The sequence below is a fragment of the Micromonospora sp. NBC_00389 genome, from assembly GCF_036059255.1.
GTDB lineage: Bacteria > Actinomycetota > Actinomycetes > Mycobacteriales > Micromonosporaceae > Micromonospora.
This window is the reverse complement of sequence record NZ_CP107947.1, coordinates 6051451-6066539: the sequence shown is the minus strand read 5'-3', so window position 1 is coordinate 6066539 and position 15089 is coordinate 6051451. Positions and strand designations below refer to the sequence as shown.

Genomic DNA, 15089 nt, shown 5'->3' with positions numbered 1-15089 from the left:
CGCAGACCCGTTCAACCGCCCAACGCGAGCGATCGACATCACGCCGGCCAGGTGGTCACGGGTCAGCCGGCGACAGGTCCGTGCCGTCCTCCAGCCGGCTGTCGGCGGCGGCCAGCCCTTCGGCGTCGTCGACCTCCTCGGCCACCGCCGCCGCGTCCGCCCAGTGCTGCCGCGCCTCGGCCCGGTCGCCCAGCTCGGCGGCGGCGTCTCCCAGGTACAGCAGGGTCCGGGCCAGCCCCAGGGTGGGCCGGCTCTCCTCGCGTAGCCGCCGGCCCTCGGCCAGCAGCTCGTACGCCGCCCGGGCCTGCCCGGGCGCGGCGGTCAGCAGCGTCGCCCCGGCGTTGAGCAGCGCCGCCGCCCGGCTGGTCGGGTCGCTGACCGACTCGTACTCGCGCAGCGCGGCGCGCCACGCCTGCGCGGCGTCCAGGTGCTCGCCAAGGGCGGCGTGCACCAGCACCAGGTTGGTCAGCGCCGCGGCGTAGCCGCGAGCGTCACCCACCGACCGGAAGGTGTTCGCCGCCCGCACGAGGTGGTGGTGAGCGCTGTCCAGGTCCCCCCGGGCCAGCTGCGCCGCGCCGAGGCCCAGGTCGGTGAGCGCGAGCCCGGCCCGGTCCGCTCCCGAGCGGTGCCGGCGCGACAGTTCCAGGTGTTCCACCGCGTCGTCGAGCTGCCCCAGGTCGAGCAGCGCCAGGCCGAGGTTCATCCGGGCCTGGGCGGTGCCCCGCCGGCCCCGCTCGGCCACCGCGAGGGTGAGCGCCGCGGCGGCGCCCTGCGGGTCGTGTCGGCGCCGGCGCAGCACCCCCAGCTCGTTGTGCGCCCACCCAGCGATCTCCGGTCGGTCGTCGGCGGTCGGGGTGGCCAGCACGGTGCGGCACACCTGCTCCCACTCGTCCAGCCGCTCGACGTGCGCCAGCCACCCGCACAGCGCCACGGCCAGCCGGAACCACCACCGGCGTACCCGGCGGGGCAGCGTCTCGGCGGCGCCGGCCGGCACCCGGACCACCGCCAGCAGCAGCTCCTGATGCAGGTCGAACCAGCCGTACGGGTCGTCGTCCAGCGGCAGTGACCACTCCCGGTCCGGTGGGGAGCCCAGCACGGCCAGGTTGGCCGCGTGCCGCTCGGCCCGGCGCGCCAGGTGCCGGGTCAGCCGGGCCTGCGCGGCGACCCGAGCCCCGGCCGGATCGGCGTCCCGCAGGTGCAGCCGGGCGTTGCCGGCGAGCAGCGGGCGGATCTCGTACCGGTCGCCGGGAGCGCCGACCACGAACGCCGCGGCGGCCAGCTGGTCGAGCAGCGCGGTCACCCGCTCCGGATGCCGACCGGCCAACGCGGCGATGGCCGGCCGGTCCACCGGCGCGGGTGCCAGCGACATCAGCCGGTACAGGCGACGTGCCTCGCGGGTCAACGCCCGGTACGCGGTGTCCCGCTCGGTGACCAGCCGGGCCGCCGGCGAGATGCTGACCCGTTGGTGCGGCGGCGTCTGCACCGCGCGGCGGAGCACGTCCAGCACGTCGGCGTGCCGCCAGCCGTGCTGCGCGGTGCGGTAGCCGAGCGCCCGGACCGTGCGCGGCTGCTGCCCGCACAGCTCGACGATCTCGCGGACCGCCGGGTCGGTACGCGGGTCGGCGCGGCGGGCCCGGGCGGCCGGTGCCGCCCCACCGGCGGCGGCGAACAGCTCCACCGCCTCGGCCGGGCCCGGCTCGGCGATCCAGTGGGCGACCACGCCCTCCAGCCCGCTCAGCGCCGGGCCGCCGGCGAGCAGCAGCCGGCAGGTCCGCGAGGTGGGCGGCAGCAGCGGTCGGACCTGCTCGGGACGGTCGACGTTGTCCAGCACGAGCAGGATCTTGCGGTCGTCGAGCTGGCGGCGCAGCGCGTCGGCGGCGAGCGTGAGGGCGTCCGGCCGGCCCGAGGTCGGCGGTGTGGTGCCCAGGACGCCGGCCAGCGCGGTGAGCACCTGCCGGGCGGAGCGGAGCCGACCGCCGCGGCGCAGGTCGAGGTAGTACTGCCCGTCCGGGAAGTCCGCCCGGCACAGGTTCGCCGCCTGCACGGCGCAGGCGGAGGCGCCCACCCCCCGCCGGCCCAGCACGGCCACCGCGTGCTCCCGGCTGAGCAGCCCGAGCACCGTCTCGACGTGCTCGGCGCGGCCGGTGAAGCCGGCCGGATAGGGCAGCGTCGACGCGCCGGTGGCCGGTGCGTCGACGACGTCGGTGGGCTCCTGGCTCACCTCCCGACCGGCTCGGCGCCGGCGCATCTCGAACACCACGAAGCCGACCCCGCCGCTGACCACCAGCACGATGCTGGCCGGCCCGAGCACGCTGGCCGCCAGCTCGGAGAGCAGGTTGCTGGCCAGGTTGCCGAGCACCCCACTGACCAGCGTGCCGACCGCGATCAGCACCGGCCAGCGCGGCCCCCGGCCGGCGCCCGTGGGGCCGGTCACCGGACGCCCCCGGAGACCAGCCCGGCGACGAGCTTCCGCCGGGCGAGCACCACCAGCATCACCGGCAGCACCGAGGCGAGCACCGAGCTGGCGGCCAGCAACCCGCTGTTGCTCACGAAGCCGCGGGTCTGCCCGGCCAGGAAGAGCCCCAGCGGCGCCGCCTCCGGCCCGCTGAACAGCAGGCCCACCACCAGGTCGTTCCAGACCTGGACGAACTCCAGCACGGAGACCGCCACCATCGCGGGCAGGTTGTGCCGGGCGAGCCGGCGCAGGGTGCCCCACCAGCGCCGCCCACCCAGCCGGGCGCCGCGCACCTGCTCGGACGGCAGGTCGGCGAACGCGTTGCGCAGGACCAGCACCGCGAACGGCACGCCCAGCGCCACGTGCACCAGGGCCAGCCCGCGGGCGGTGCCGGAGGAGAGCACCAGGCCCAGCACCTCGTTGACCGGCCCGGCGATGACCTGGATCGGCACGACACTGGCCGCCAGCAGCAGCAGCCCGGTGGCCTGCGCGGCCGGCCCGGTCAGCCAGGCCAGCGGGTACGCGGCCAGCAGCGCGACCACCAGCACCGTGGCGGTCACCACGGTGGCCAGCAGCAGCGTGAAGGCCAGCGTCCGCCACAGCTCGGTGTTGGCGACCAGGTCACGGTAGGAGGCAACCCCCGGCGCGGCCGCCCACCAGCCGCGGGCCGCGGCGTCCACCCGCCCGTGCATCGAGGTGGCGACCAGCACCGCCAGCGGCACCAGCCAGGCCACCGCGGCACCCGCCGCCAGCAGCCGGAACACCCGCCGGGGCGGGGGCGCCCGGTCCGGTTCCGGCGGCGTCTCGGCGCGCGGCGGTGGCCACGCCTGTCGGACGAACAGCGCCGCCACGAGGATCCCGCCGACGACCGCCACCAGCCACACCACACCGAGTGCGGCGCCCTCGCCGGTGGTGGTGCCGCCCGAGGTCTGCCAGACCCGCAGTGCGAGCACGGCGGCCTCGTCGCGCACCGAGCCGGGGGTCATCACCAGGATCAGGTCGAAGGTGCGGCTGGTCCCCACCGCCACCAGCGCGAAGACCACCGCGACGGTACGCAGCAGCAGCGGTCGCCACTGCGCGTCCCACAGCACATGGCGTCGACCGCCGCCGTAGGCGCGGACCGCGTCGGCCAGGCTCGGCGGCACCGCGTCCAGCGCGGCCCGGAAGACCAGCACGGCCAGGCCGACCCAGGCCCAGACGAACGCCGACATCAGCGCCACCGTGACCAGGCCCGGCCCGAGCAACTGCGGGGCGTCCTCGGCGGACCGGCCGGTCACCCGCGCCGCGACCAGCGTGGCCAGGCCCCGGGTCGGGTCGGGGTCGTACATCAGGCGGAAGGTCACCCCGGTGACGACCAGCGGCAGCGCCACCGGCACCAGCAGGATCAGGCGGACCAGCCCGCCCTCCTGGGAGCGGCGGGACGCGGCGGCGAGCAGGTAGCCCAGCGCCGTCACGACCGCCGGCACCAGCACCGCCCAGAGCACCGTACGGCCGACCACCGCGCCGGTACCCGGCGCGGCGAGCGCGGTGCGGAAATGTGCCGCGCCGACCCAGTGACCGTTGGTGGTGACGCTGGCGTGCAGGGTTCGCAGCACCGGCCACACCACCAGCCCGCCGAGCAGCACCATGGCGGGCAGCAGCAGCGCTGAGGTCGCCCCGGCCGCCGGGTAGGCCCGGCCACGGCGGGGCGGCCCGACGTCGTCGAGCACCGCCAACTCGCCGAGTACCCGGACCTGGGTCATCGGCCGCCGCCCGCGCTGCGCGCCGCCGCGGCGAGTTGCCCGGTGGCCCGACGGACCGCCTCGGCGGCGGCCACGCCGTCGGTGACGTCGGCGAAGAAGTCCTGCATGATCCGCCAGATGCCCACCCCGTCGGAGCCGGTGAACGGGCCGGGCAGTTGGTCGGAGAGGTCGAAGCGCAGGGTGCCGGGGGCGCGCATCTCCTCGGCGAGCCTGCGGCGGACCGGGTCGGCGTAGTCGTCCAGGGGGATCCTGGTGTTGGGTGACAGGTAGCCGCCGGCGCGTAGCCAGGGGCGGAACGAGTCGGCCCGGGTGAGCCACTCGACCAGCTCCACCCCGCCCTGGCCGCCGGCGAACGCCACCGCCACGTCCCCGCCGACGATCAGTGGGCCGGTGCCGCTCGGCCGGGCGCTCGGGAACCGGATGGTCGCCGGCTCCTCCGAGCCGCGCCGGAACGTGCCGACCACCTCGGCGGTGAAGTCGGCCTCGAAGACCATCACCGCCCGGTGGGAGCGCACCACCTGAATCACCGACTCCTCGTACTGGGTGAGCAGGGCGCGGCGCCCGCCACCGGGAAACGCGCCATCGATGCTCCAGAGCTCGGCGAGCCGGTCCAGGGCGTCGCGCACCGGTCGGCCCTGCCAGTCGGCGTCCCGCCGGGTGAGGGCGTCGTAGCTGTTGGGTGCCAGGTCGGCCAGCACGTTCTCGAACCAGTCGGTGAGCACCCAACCGTCCGCCGCGCCGATCGCCAGTGGCGCCGGACCGGACCCGCGTCGGGCGATCGCGCCGAGCTGGCGGGTCAGCGCGACGAGCTCGTCCCAGGTGCGTGGCGGCGTGCGCAGCTGCGACGGCAGGTGCCAGATCAGCGACTTGTGCGCCGCCTTCACCCAGACGCCGTAGCGCTGCTCCTCGGTCACCAGCAGGTCGCTCAGCCCGGTGGGCACCGCGTACTCGGGCGACGCGCGCACCGGGCTCAGCCAGTCCCGCAGGGCGTACTCGGTGACCAGGCCGGGACGGGACAGGATCGCCACATCCGGGCTGGTGCCGGCGAGGTGCCGGGCGCGCAGGAACGCGTCGATGTCGTTGCCGGCGCTGACCACGTGCACCGGATCGGGGTAGCCCGCGACGACCTGGCGGAACCGGTCCAGCTCGCTGCCGCTCCACACCACCGCCACCTGCACCGACCTGGTGCCGCCGGTGCAGCCGGCCGCGGTCGCCGCGGCGCCGGCCGCGGCGGCGCGCAGCAGCGTACGCCGGGTGGCACGGCCGGCCGGCGTCACCGGAGCATCCCCTCGGGCTCGGTGACCAGCTCGTGCCGGCGCGGGATCTCGGCCAGGGTGGCCGCATCGGCGGTGCACACCAGCACGGCCACCCCCGGTGCGTCCGGTGGGGACAGTCGGGGCAGCAGGTCACCGAGGCGGCTGCCACCGGCCGGATCGGCCGGGAGATCGATGACGAGCACCTCGGGCAGGCAGACCGCCGCCCGGGCCAGGGCCACCCGGAACCGTTGGGCGTCGGAGAGCAGGTGCGGCAGCAGGGCCAGCGTCGGCGCCAACTCGAGCCGGTCCACCACGATGGCCGTCCAGTCGTCGGCCACCTCGTGCACCCGTTCGCGCTTGCGTTGGCCGTACTCGATGTTGCGGCGCACGGTGAGCTGTGGCAGCAGCGCGCCGCCGGCGGGCACGTACCCGATCTGCCGGCGCGGCGGCGGTAGGGCGGTGACGTCCCTGTCGCCGACCATGATCCGCCCGGTGACCGGGGCGGCGAGCCCGGCCAGCACCCGGGCCACGGCCGTGCCGACCCGGGGTGGCGCCACCAGGGCGGCCGTCGTGCCGGCCGGGACGTCGAGAGTCACCGGCCCGGTGCCGGGGACGGCGACCAGTGCGCGTAGCCGTAGCGTGACCCTCACCTCCGGTGACCGCTGGTGACCCGTCCCAGGGTGGCACACCATGCCGAGAGTCGATGCCCCTCGGATCTTCCACTGTGGAGAAGATTGGCCGGGTCGGGCGTGCGGTCAGCGGACCGGCTGCTCGGCGGGGGCGTACAGGGCGGCCAGTCCGGCCGCCGTGGCGGCCAGCTGCTCGCGCAGCGCGACCGGGGTCAACACCTCCACGTCTGCGCCGAGGCGCAGCAGGTCACCGTGGGCGTGGGTGAGCGACTCGATCGGCAGCGCGGCGGTCACCCAGCCCTGCGCGTCGGGCGGCCCGGCGCTGGCGTCCACCGCGGCCACCACCGGGTCGCTGCCGATCTCGCGTAGTCGCGCCCGGCCGGCCGGGGAGAGCCGCACGGTGGCCTCGTCGCGGTGCAGCCGGGCGCGGAACTGCACCACGTGCGCCCGCCACCAGGCCGGCAGGTCGAAGTCGTCGGGCCGGTCGAACTCCTCCGCCAGCGGGGTCAGCGCGAGGATCTGGTTGACCCGGTAGGTCGCAGGTGCGCCACGGCCGGGCCGGTCGGCCACCACGTACCACCGGCCGCCCTTGAGCACCAGGCCGTACGGCTCCAACACCCGGGTCACCTCGCCGCTCCAGCTGCGGTAGCGCACCTCGATGCGGTGCTGCCGCCAGACCGCCTCGGCCGTGCGGGCCAGCTCGGGGGAGGCGTCGCCGTCGGCGTACCAGCCGGGCGTGTCCAGGTGGAAGCGTTGCTGGAGCTGGGTGGCCCGGTCGCGCAGCGGCGCCGGCAACGCGGCGTGCAGCTTGAGTTGCAGCGCGGCCACCACGTCGCCGTAGCCCAGCTCGTCGGCCGGCCCGGGCAGCCCGGCCAGGAAGAGCCGGTCGGCCTCCTCGGCGGTCAGCCCGGTCAACCGGGTCCGCCAGCCGTCGACCAGCTGGTAGCCGCCGGCGTGCCCGGCTTCCCCGTACAGCGGGATGCCGGCGGCGTGCAGCGACTCCACGTCCCGGTAGATCGTGCGCGGGGAGACGGCCAGCCGCTCGGCGAGCTGCGCGGCGGTCAGCCGGCCGTGCGACTGGAGCAGCAGCAGGACGGAGAGAAGTCGACTGGCTCGCACTTCACTGACACTAGCTGTCAGGGGAGTCGTTCTACCGTCCCGGCATGGCATTTCGCGACAAGGAACTTCGAACGCCGGGACCGGTCATGGTGAACGGTCGGCAGTTCAAGCGGTACCACATCGACCAGCCGGAGCAGCCGATCGAGCCGGAGGTGGAGAAGGCCGCGTACGACCTGCTGCCCGCGCTGCTGGCCGACCTGGCGGACGACGGCACCCCGGCCGCCGGGTGGGTGGTGCTGCACCGGGGCGGGGACACCGGCGCGTACCTGCTGGCGTACACCTGGGTGTGGGACAACGTGGTGGAGGTCCGCACCGCGGCGGCGGGGCAGCCGGCACTGGACTGCCCCGACCAGGATCCGGCACACTTCGTCGAACTGCGCCGCCCCGCGGTGGGCTGCGTCTGGGAGTTGGCGGTGCTGGAGCACGAGCGGGCCGCCTGGGTCCGGCACATGCTGGTGCCGGAGAGCCCCGATCTGACCGGTTATCTGCAGGACACGCGAGCGGAAGGGCCGGTGGGCCGCTGATGGGCGACTTCGACTTCTTTGTGGGCACCTGGAACGTGGTCAACCGACGGCTGCGCAAGCGGCTGGTCGGCTCCGACGAGTGGGAGGAGTTTCCGGGGTTGTCGGTCGCCCACGGCTTCTTCGGCGGCGGCGGCCACTTCGACGAGATCACCTTCCCGACCAAGGGCACGGCCGGCGCCACGATAAGGATCTTCGACCCGGCGCGCCAGGAATGGTCGATCTACTGGATGAACAGCGATCGCGGCGAGTTGGAGCAGCCGCCGATGGTGGGCCGCTTCGTCGACGGGGTCGGCCGCTTCTACGCCGACGACCAGCATGAGGGGCTTCCGGTCCGGTGCCGGTTCATCTGGTCGGAGATCACCGCGACCACCGCCCGCTGGGAGCAGGCGTTCTCCACCGACGGCGAGCGCACCTGGGAAACCAACTGGATCATGACGTTCGCCAAGTCGGCGGAGTAGATCAGGTCGACGGTGGGGGAGTGGTGTCCCGGTAGATGCCGGCCAGCCACAGGTCGAGCAGTACGTCCACCACGTCCTGCTCGGCGACCGCCGGTCCGTCGCCGGCGAAGGTGGCGTACCAGACGCGCTCGTTCATCGAGTTGAGCGCGATGGCGAGGTCCCGGGCGGGCAACCCGTCCGGGGCCGCGCCACGTCGTCGTTCCGCCACGATGGCCGCCTCGATCGCCTGCACCCAGCGCTCCAGCACCGCCGCCCAGAGCCGGCGTACCTCGGCGTTCGTGCCACGGACCTGCGCGCAGGCGAGCACCAGCGCGCGGTGCGCGCCGAACGTCTCGTGGAACCGGTGGATCAGCTCGCGCCACCGGGCCCGGGGGTCCTCGGCGAGCCGGACCAGCACGTCTCCGGCGGCCGCGTCGGCCTCTTCGGTGACCCGGTCCAGCAGGGTCAGCAGCACCGCGTCCTTGGACGGGAAGTAGAAGTAGAACGTCGGCCGGGAGATGCCCGCGCCCCGGGCCAGATCGTCGATCGAGATGTCACCGAACGCCCGCTGTTCCAGCAGCTGCTCGGCGGTGGCCAGGATCGCCATCTCCCGGTCGTCGCCGGTGGAGCGGGCGGCGCGGCGACCGCGCGGGGTCGCCCTCCCGGCGCCGGTACGGGCGGTCGTCATGGCCGCTGATGCTACCCGTACTCAACACCCTGTCGAGGACACTCGACAGGGTGTTGACGGCTGTCGATGACGGTGGATATGGTCCGTCCACCGCCCCGGATGGAGGAACGCGATGCCCTCCGACCACGTCGACGTGCTCATCATCGGCGCCGGCCTGTCCGGCATCGGCGCCGCCTGCCACCTGCGCCGCGACTGCCCCGACAAGACGTACGCGGTGCTGGAGGCACGCGACGCCGTCGGCGGCACCTGGGACCTGTTCCGCTACCCGGGTATCCGGTCCGACTCGGACATGTTCACGCTCGGCTACTCCTTCAAGCCGTGGACCGATCCCAAGGCCATCGCCGACGGCGCGGCCATCCGCGAGTACGTCCGGGAGACCGCCCGGGAGTACGACGTGCAGCGGCACATCCGCTTCCAGCACCGGGCGGTGCGCGCCGAGTGGGACAGCGCCACCGCCCGCTGGACGGTGCACGCCCAGCGCACCGACACCGCCGAAACCACCGTGCTGACCTGCTCGTTCCTCTTCGCCTGTGCCGGCTACTACCGCTACGACGAGGGCTACACCCCACCCCTGCCTGGCGTCGAGGCGTACGCCGGCCGGCTGGTGCACCCGCAGCACTGGCCGGACGACCTCGACCACACCGGCAAACGGGTGGTGGTGATTGGCAGCGGCGCCACGGCGGTCACCCTGGTGCCGGCCATGGCCGAGCGGGCCGCCCACGTGACCATGCTCCAGCGCTCACCCACGTACGTCATCGCAATGCCGTCGCGCGACGTGCTGGCCGACGCCCTGCGGCGCTGGCTCCCGGCGAAGGCCGCGTATCCGGTGGTGCGCTGGAAGAACGTGCTGCTGTCCACCGCCAACTTCCAGCTCAGCCGGCGTGCGCCCGGGCTGGTGAAGCGGCTGCTGCGCCGGGCCGCCAAGGGCCGGCTGCCGATCGGGTACGACGTCGACCGGCACTTCGCACCCCGCTACGACCCGTGGGACCAGCGGCTCTGCGTGGCGCCCGACGGCGACCTGTTCACCGTCCTGCAGCAGGGCAGGGCGTCGGTGGTCACCGACACCATCGACACCTTCACCACGCGCGGCGTCCGACTCGCATCCGGCGACGAGTTGCCCGCCGACATCGTGGTCACCGCCACCGGGCTCAACGTGCTCGCCCTCGGTGGCCTGACGCTCAGCGTGGACGGCACCGGGGTCGACCTGGCCAGCACCGTCGCCTACAAGGGCATGATGCTCTCCGGTGTACCGAACTTCGCGCTGACCATCGGCTACACCAACGCCTCGTGGACGCTCAAGGCCGACCTGGTCGCCGGATACGTCTGCCGGCTGCTGCGCCACCTGGACCGCACCGGCCAGCAGGTCGTCACCCCGCTCCCGCCGCCCGACGACGAGCGGGTGCCGCTCATCGACCTCCGGTCGGGCTACGTGCTGCGCAGCGTCGACGCGCTGCCCAAGCAGGGTGCGACCGCGCCGTGGCGGCTGTACCAGAACTACGCTCGCGACGTGCTGCTGATGCGGCACGGCCGGCTCACCGACGAGGGCGTGCGGTTCTCCCACGCCCGCCCCGTCGCCGAGCCGGCCGAGCCCGTCCGTCCCCGGGCCGGCTGAGCCCGTCCGTCCCGGCGCCACCCCGTCCCCTACCGGCCATGTATCCAGGACCAACCAGGATAGGAGCACCGATCGTGCGGAGATTCGCCTTCGTTGGCGCAACGGCTGTGGTCACCGGTGCGGCCAGCGGCATCGGTGCCGCGCTGGCGCACGCGCTGGCCGATCGGGGTAGCGACCTGGTCCTGCTGGACCGCGACGCCGAACGGCTGGATGCGGTCACCGCCGCGATCCGCGCCGAGCACCCGGACCGCGAGCTGCACACCTACCTGGTGGACCTCGCCGACGCGGCGGCCACCGCCCGGGTGGCGGCGGAGATCGGCCAGCGGCACCCACGGGTCCGGCTGCTCGTCAACAACGCCGGGGTCGGCCTGGGTGGCCGGTTCGACCAGGTGACCTACGACGAGTTCAGCTGGGTGATCGACATCAACTTCCGGGCCGTGGTGCAGCTGACCCACGCGCTGCTGCCCAACCTGAAGGCGGAGCCCGGTGCGCACCTGGTCAACGTGTCGAGCCTGTTCGGGCTGATCGCCCCGGCCGGGCAGACCGCCTACTCGGCGAGCAAGTTCGCGGTGCGCGGCTTCACCGAGGCGCTGCGACACGAGTTGGTCGACGACGGCATCGGTGTGACCTCGGTGCACCCCGGCGGGATCCGCACCCGGATCACCGAGAACGCCCGGGTCGGCAGCGGCGTCCTGCTGGAGGAGTACGCGGCCGGCCGGGCGCAGTTCGAGAAGCTGCTCACCATCGCGCCGGAACGCGCCGCCGAGGTGATCCTGCGCGGCGTGGAGCGCCGCCGGGGGCGGGTGCTGATCGGCTGGTCGGCGAAGGTGCCCGACCTGTTGGCCCGGCTGTTGCCGGCCTCGTACAACCGGCTGCTGGTCACCGGTCTGAACCGGGGCGTCGACCGCCCGGCGACCGCCGCCGCGCCGACCACCGCCGCCCCGACGCCGGCTGGCGACGTGGCCGGCGGGTGACGGTCCGATCGTGTGGCGGCGGGTCAGGCCGGGTCGGTGCCGGCCGGCGCCCGGGTCGGCAGGGTGTCCCGCTGGCGTAGCAGCACGGTGAGCGTCACCAGGGCGAAGAGCAACAGGGCGATCAGATGCACCGGCACCGGACCCAGCGGTGCGAGGAGCGCCAGCAGCGCGACAACCGGGAAGGCCACGACCACCGCGCCGTGCTGCTGGCGGCGGATGTGCAGCATCCAGACGGTGATCAGGTAGACGGCGACCGGGACGGCCACCGCGTAGCCGGCCGCCACCCCGGAGAGGTGCCCGATGTGCCGCTCGTGGTCCACCGCCACGGCCAGGCCCGCGCCGACCGCGGCGATCGCAGCGAAGATCAGGTAGTGGCCGTAGCCCCAGATCAGGGAGTACGGCAGTTGGTCGGGCGCTTCGACCGACCGGTCGAAGTAGAGCCACCAGAGTGCGAACACGATCACCGCGCCGGCCGCCGCGAGCGACCAGAGGCCGTGGTTGCCGGCGTCGATCCCGGTCTGGATCGCCACCGAGATGGCCAGCACCGCCTCACCGAGCACGATCAGGGTGAACAGCCCGTACCGCTCGGTGATGTGCCGGGGGTGCCACGGGGTCATTCCGGGGCGCTCGGCCACCGCCGGCACCAGCAGGTCGGCCAACGCCAGCAGCACGAACGACGCGATGCCCCACTCCTCGGGCAGGGCGAGCCGCAGCAACCACCCGAGCTGCACCACGGTGACGCCGATCGCGTAGCGGCGGGCCGCCGCACGGTGCGCCGGGTCGCCGGCGGCCGCCCGGCTCCACTGCACGACGGCTGCCAGCCGCATCACCACGTACCCGTAGGTGATGATGCTGAAGTCACCGTCGGTGAAGGCGCGCGGCACCCCGGCCGCCAGGATCAACGCTCCGGTGATCTGCACAAGTGTGGTGATCCGGTAGACGTCGTCGTCGGTGTCGTAGGCCGAGGCGAACCAGGTGAAGTTCATCCACGACCACCAGATCGCGAAGAACACCATCAGGTAGCTGGTCACCGCGTGGCCGAGGTGGCCCTCGGAGACGTCGTGGTGCAGGTTGCTGGCCGCCTGCGCCACGGCCACCACGAAACACAGGTCGAAGAACAGCTCCAGCGGGGTCGAGGAGCGGTGCGGTTCGTCCCGGCGACGGGGCCTCATGGGCTGGTAGAACGGCCGCGCGGAACGGGGTTGGGTCAACGCAACTCCTCAGGCCGGCCGCCGGGTCGCCCACACCATAACGACCTCGGGGGTGGGCGTTGCGCGCGCCGGCCCACGGCACGGTCGGGTCAATGGCGCTTCCGACCGTGGGTCAACCCCTCCAGCACCAGGGTCAACCCGGCACCGAGCAGCCAGGAGTCCTTGGCCAGCCCGGTGCCCTGCTGGGTTGGGCGTAGGCTGCCCGGCTCGCGCAACCCCGGCGTCTTCAGGTACAGCTGCACCAGGCCCGCGCCGAGCGCGGTCAGGCCGAGCCCGGCCAGGGTGGCCGGGACGAACGGCGCGAGCAGCGCGGCCCCCAGGGAGATCTCGGCGTACGACAGCAGCTTGGCGAAGCGCGCCGGCTCCAACTGGGCGAGCTGCGGCACGGCCCCGACCGCCATCCCGTGCAGGCCCTCGGCGGCACCGCCCTCCAGGTTCCGTTTGCCCAGACCCGAGTTGAGGACGAACGCGCCGATGCTGACCCGCAGCGGCAGATGCGCCAATTTCATGATCACTCCCGGTGGCCGTGGCTCGACTGCGGCCCGCGTACCCGCCGGGACCCGCGATAACCCGCCGACCAGCCGACTGGGCCGGCAGTGGCGGTCGCGGTAGGTTCGCCAGGGGCCCACCGTCGAGCCCGGCGCGAACCGCCTGCCCGGCATCCGGCCCCCGCCGCACACCACCAGCAGGAGGCGAAGTGAGCCAGGAAGTCCGGGGAGTCATCTCCCGCAGCAAGGGCGCGCCGGTCGAGATCACCACCATCGTGGTGCCCGATCCTGGCCCCGGCGAGGCGATCGTCCGGATCCAGTCCTGCGGGGTCTGCCACACCGACCTGCACTACCGCGAGGGTGGCATCAACGACGACTACCCGTTCCTGCTCGGCCACGAGGCGGCGGGCATCGTCGAGCAGGTGGGGGAGGGTGTCACCGACCTCGCCCCCGGCGACTTCGTGGTGCTGAACTGGCGGGCGGTCTGCGGGGTGTGCCGCGCCTGCCGCCGGGGCCGCCCCTGGTACTGCTTCAACACCCACAACGCCCGCCAGCGGATGACCCTCACCGACGGCACCGAGCTCACCCCGGCGCTGGGCATCGGCGCGTTCGCCGAGAAGACCCTGGTGCATGCCGGACAGTGCACCAAGGTGGACCCGGCCGCCCGACCCGCCGCGGTGGGCCTGCTCGGCTGCGGGGTGATGGCCGGGCTGGGCGCGGCGATGAACACCGGCAACGTCACCCGCGGCGACTCGGTCGCGGTGATCGGCTGCGGCGGCGTCGGGGACGCGGCGGTCGCCGGGGCGGCGCTGGCCGGCGCCACGACGATCGTCGCGGTGGACACCGACAGCCGCAAGCTGGACTGGGCCCGCCGGTTCGGCGCCACGCACACGGTGAACGCCTCCGAGACCGACCCGGTCGAGGCGATCCGCGCCGCCACCGGCGGCTTCGGCGCCGACGTCGTGATCGACGCGGTGGGCCGACCGGAGACGTGGAAGCAGGCGTTCTACGCCCGGGACCTGGCCGGCACGGTGGTCCTGGTGGGCGTGCCGACCCCGCAGATGACGGTCGAGCTGCCACTGCTGGACGTCTTCGGCCGGGGCGGCGCCCTCAAGTCCAGCTGGTACGGCGACTGCCTGCCCAGTCGGGACTTCCCCCTGCTCACCGAGCTGTACCTGCAGGGCCGGCTCGACCTCGACGCGTTCGTCACCGAGGAGATCGCGTTGGACCAGGTCGAAAACGCGTTCGACCGGATGCACCACGGCGACGTACTCCGTTCGGTGGTGGTGTTCCCGTGACCGCCCGGGTCGACCACGCGGTCACCTCCGGCACGTTCTCCCTCGACGGGCAGACGTTCGAGGTGGACAACAACGTCTGGGTGCTCGGCGACGACCGTGAGTGCGTCATCCTGGACGCGCCGCATGACGTGGACGCGATCCTCGCTCTGGTGGGTGACCGCAAGGTCCGGGCGATCCTGGCCACCCACGCGCACGACGACCATGTCCGGGTGGCGCCCGAGCTGGCCCAGGCCACCGGCGCTCCGGTGCTGCTGCACGCCGCCGACCGGGTGCTCTGGGACATGGTCCACCCCCACCTGCCGCCGCACGGCGAGGTGCACGACGGGCAGAGCATCGAGGTGGCCGGCACCACGCTGCAGGTGTTGCACACCCCCGGGCACAGCCCCGGCGCGTGCAGCTTCTACGCGCCGGAGCTGGGCGTGGTGTTCACCGGCGACACGCTCTTCGCCGGCGGGCCGGGCGCCACCGGCCGCTCGTACAGCGACTTCGACACCATCGTCCGGTCGATCCGCACCCGCCTGCTCACCCTGCCGACGGAGACGGTCGTGCACACCGGGCACGGCGAGGACACCACGATCGGCGCGGAGGCTCCACACCTCCAGGAGTGGCTGGCGCGGGGCCACTGAGGCCGGTCGGCTGATCATCGCGCTCGTGAG

14 protein-coding genes are annotated in these 15089 nt (G+C 73.9%); 6 read left to right on the top strand and 8 right to left on the bottom strand.

Features of this window, described 5'->3' with window-relative positions; genetic code table 11:
- Nucleotides 1-55: 55 nt before the first annotated feature.
- The 5 genes from OG470_RS28785 to OG470_RS28765 all read right to left on the bottom strand — a co-directional run bounded on the left by OG470_RS28785 (nucleotide 56) and on the right by OG470_RS28765 (nucleotide 7201).
- Nucleotides 56-2434: a tetratricopeptide repeat protein gene (locus OG470_RS28785; RefSeq protein ID WP_328417257.1), complete on the bottom strand. Its 2379-nt coding sequence runs from the start codon at nucleotides 2432-2434 to the stop codon at nucleotides 56-58.
- Nucleotides 2431-4197 (bottom strand): hypothetical protein, encoded by a 1767-nt coding sequence (locus OG470_RS28780; protein WP_328417255.1) that lies wholly within the window; start codon nucleotides 4195-4197, stop codon nucleotides 2431-2433. The genes OG470_RS28785 and OG470_RS28780 overlap by 4 nt, the downstream gene beginning before the upstream one ends.
- Nucleotides 4194-5474, bottom strand: coding sequence for an extracellular solute-binding protein (locus OG470_RS28775; protein WP_328417253.1), 1281 nt, complete (start codon nucleotides 5472-5474; stop codon nucleotides 4194-4196). The genes OG470_RS28780 and OG470_RS28775 overlap by 4 nt, the downstream gene beginning before the upstream one ends.
- Nucleotides 5471-6103 carry an ATP-binding cassette domain-containing protein gene (locus OG470_RS28770; protein ID WP_328417251.1) on the bottom strand — a complete coding sequence of 211 codons (633 nt, stop codon included), beginning with the start codon at nucleotides 6101-6103 and terminating at the stop codon, nucleotides 5471-5473. The genes OG470_RS28775 and OG470_RS28770 overlap by 4 nt, the downstream gene beginning before the upstream one ends.
- A gap of 105 nt (nucleotides 6104-6208) precedes the next feature.
- Nucleotides 6209-7201: a helix-turn-helix transcriptional regulator gene (locus OG470_RS28765; protein ID WP_328417249.1), complete on the bottom strand. Its 993-nt coding sequence runs from the start codon at nucleotides 7199-7201 to the stop codon at nucleotides 6209-6211.
- Between the two features lie 44 nt (nucleotides 7202-7245).
- Between OG470_RS28765 and OG470_RS28760 the strand changes: the two genes are divergently transcribed.
- A complete protein-coding gene (locus OG470_RS28760) occupies nucleotides 7246-7725 on the top strand; it encodes a hypothetical protein (protein WP_328417247.1) in 480 nt (159 codons plus the stop codon).
- Nucleotides 7725-8183 carry a hypothetical protein gene (locus tag OG470_RS28755; protein WP_328417245.1) on the top strand — a complete coding sequence of 153 codons (459 nt, stop codon included), beginning with the start codon at nucleotides 7725-7727 and terminating at the stop codon, nucleotides 8181-8183. Before OG470_RS28760 ends, OG470_RS28755 begins: the two co-directional genes overlap by 1 nt.
- Before the next feature lies 1 nt (nucleotide 8184).
- Here OG470_RS28755 and OG470_RS28750 read toward each other — a convergent pair whose 3' ends face one another.
- Nucleotides 8185-8850 (bottom strand): TetR/AcrR family transcriptional regulator, encoded by a 666-nt coding sequence (locus tag OG470_RS28750; protein ID WP_328417243.1) that lies wholly within the window; start codon nucleotides 8848-8850, stop codon nucleotides 8185-8187.
- A 112-nt stretch (nucleotides 8851-8962) separates the two neighbouring features.
- Between OG470_RS28750 and OG470_RS28745 the strand changes: the two genes are divergently transcribed.
- Both OG470_RS28745 and OG470_RS28740 read left to right on the top strand, forming a co-directional pair.
- The gene (locus tag OG470_RS28745; RefSeq protein ID WP_328417241.1) at nucleotides 8963-10462 is read left to right on the top strand and encodes a flavin-containing monooxygenase; all 1500 of its coding nucleotides are present in this window, start codon (nucleotides 8963-8965) and stop codon (nucleotides 10460-10462) included.
- A gap of 74 nt (nucleotides 10463-10536) precedes the next feature.
- Nucleotides 10537-11436 (top strand): SDR family NAD(P)-dependent oxidoreductase, encoded by a 900-nt coding sequence (locus tag OG470_RS28740; protein ID WP_328417239.1) that lies wholly within the window; start codon nucleotides 10537-10539, stop codon nucleotides 11434-11436.
- Nucleotides 11437-11459: 23 nt separating this feature from the next.
- Here OG470_RS28740 and OG470_RS28735 read toward each other — a convergent pair whose 3' ends face one another.
- Nucleotides 11460-12647, bottom strand: coding sequence for a low temperature requirement protein A (locus tag OG470_RS28735; protein WP_328417237.1), 1188 nt, complete (start codon nucleotides 12645-12647; stop codon nucleotides 11460-11462).
- A gap of 89 nt (nucleotides 12648-12736) precedes the next feature.
- On the bottom strand, nucleotides 12737-13156 hold the full coding sequence (locus OG470_RS28730; protein ID WP_328417235.1) for a hypothetical protein: 420 nt from the start codon (nucleotides 13154-13156) through the stop codon (nucleotides 12737-12739).
- A 188-nt stretch (nucleotides 13157-13344) separates the two neighbouring features.
- Here OG470_RS28730 and OG470_RS28725 point away from each other — a divergent pair, with 188 nt between their 5' ends.
- Together OG470_RS28725 and OG470_RS28720 are read left to right on the top strand one after the other, a co-directional pair.
- Entirely contained in the window at nucleotides 13345-14433 is a 1089-nt protein-coding gene (locus OG470_RS28725) for an S-(hydroxymethyl)mycothiol dehydrogenase (RefSeq protein WP_328417233.1), read from the top strand.
- Nucleotides 14430-15059: an MBL fold metallo-hydrolase gene (locus OG470_RS28720; protein ID WP_328417231.1), complete on the top strand. Its 630-nt coding sequence runs from the start codon at nucleotides 14430-14432 to the stop codon at nucleotides 15057-15059. Before OG470_RS28725 ends, OG470_RS28720 begins: the two co-directional genes overlap by 4 nt.
- Nucleotides 15060-15089: the final 30 nt, after the last annotated feature.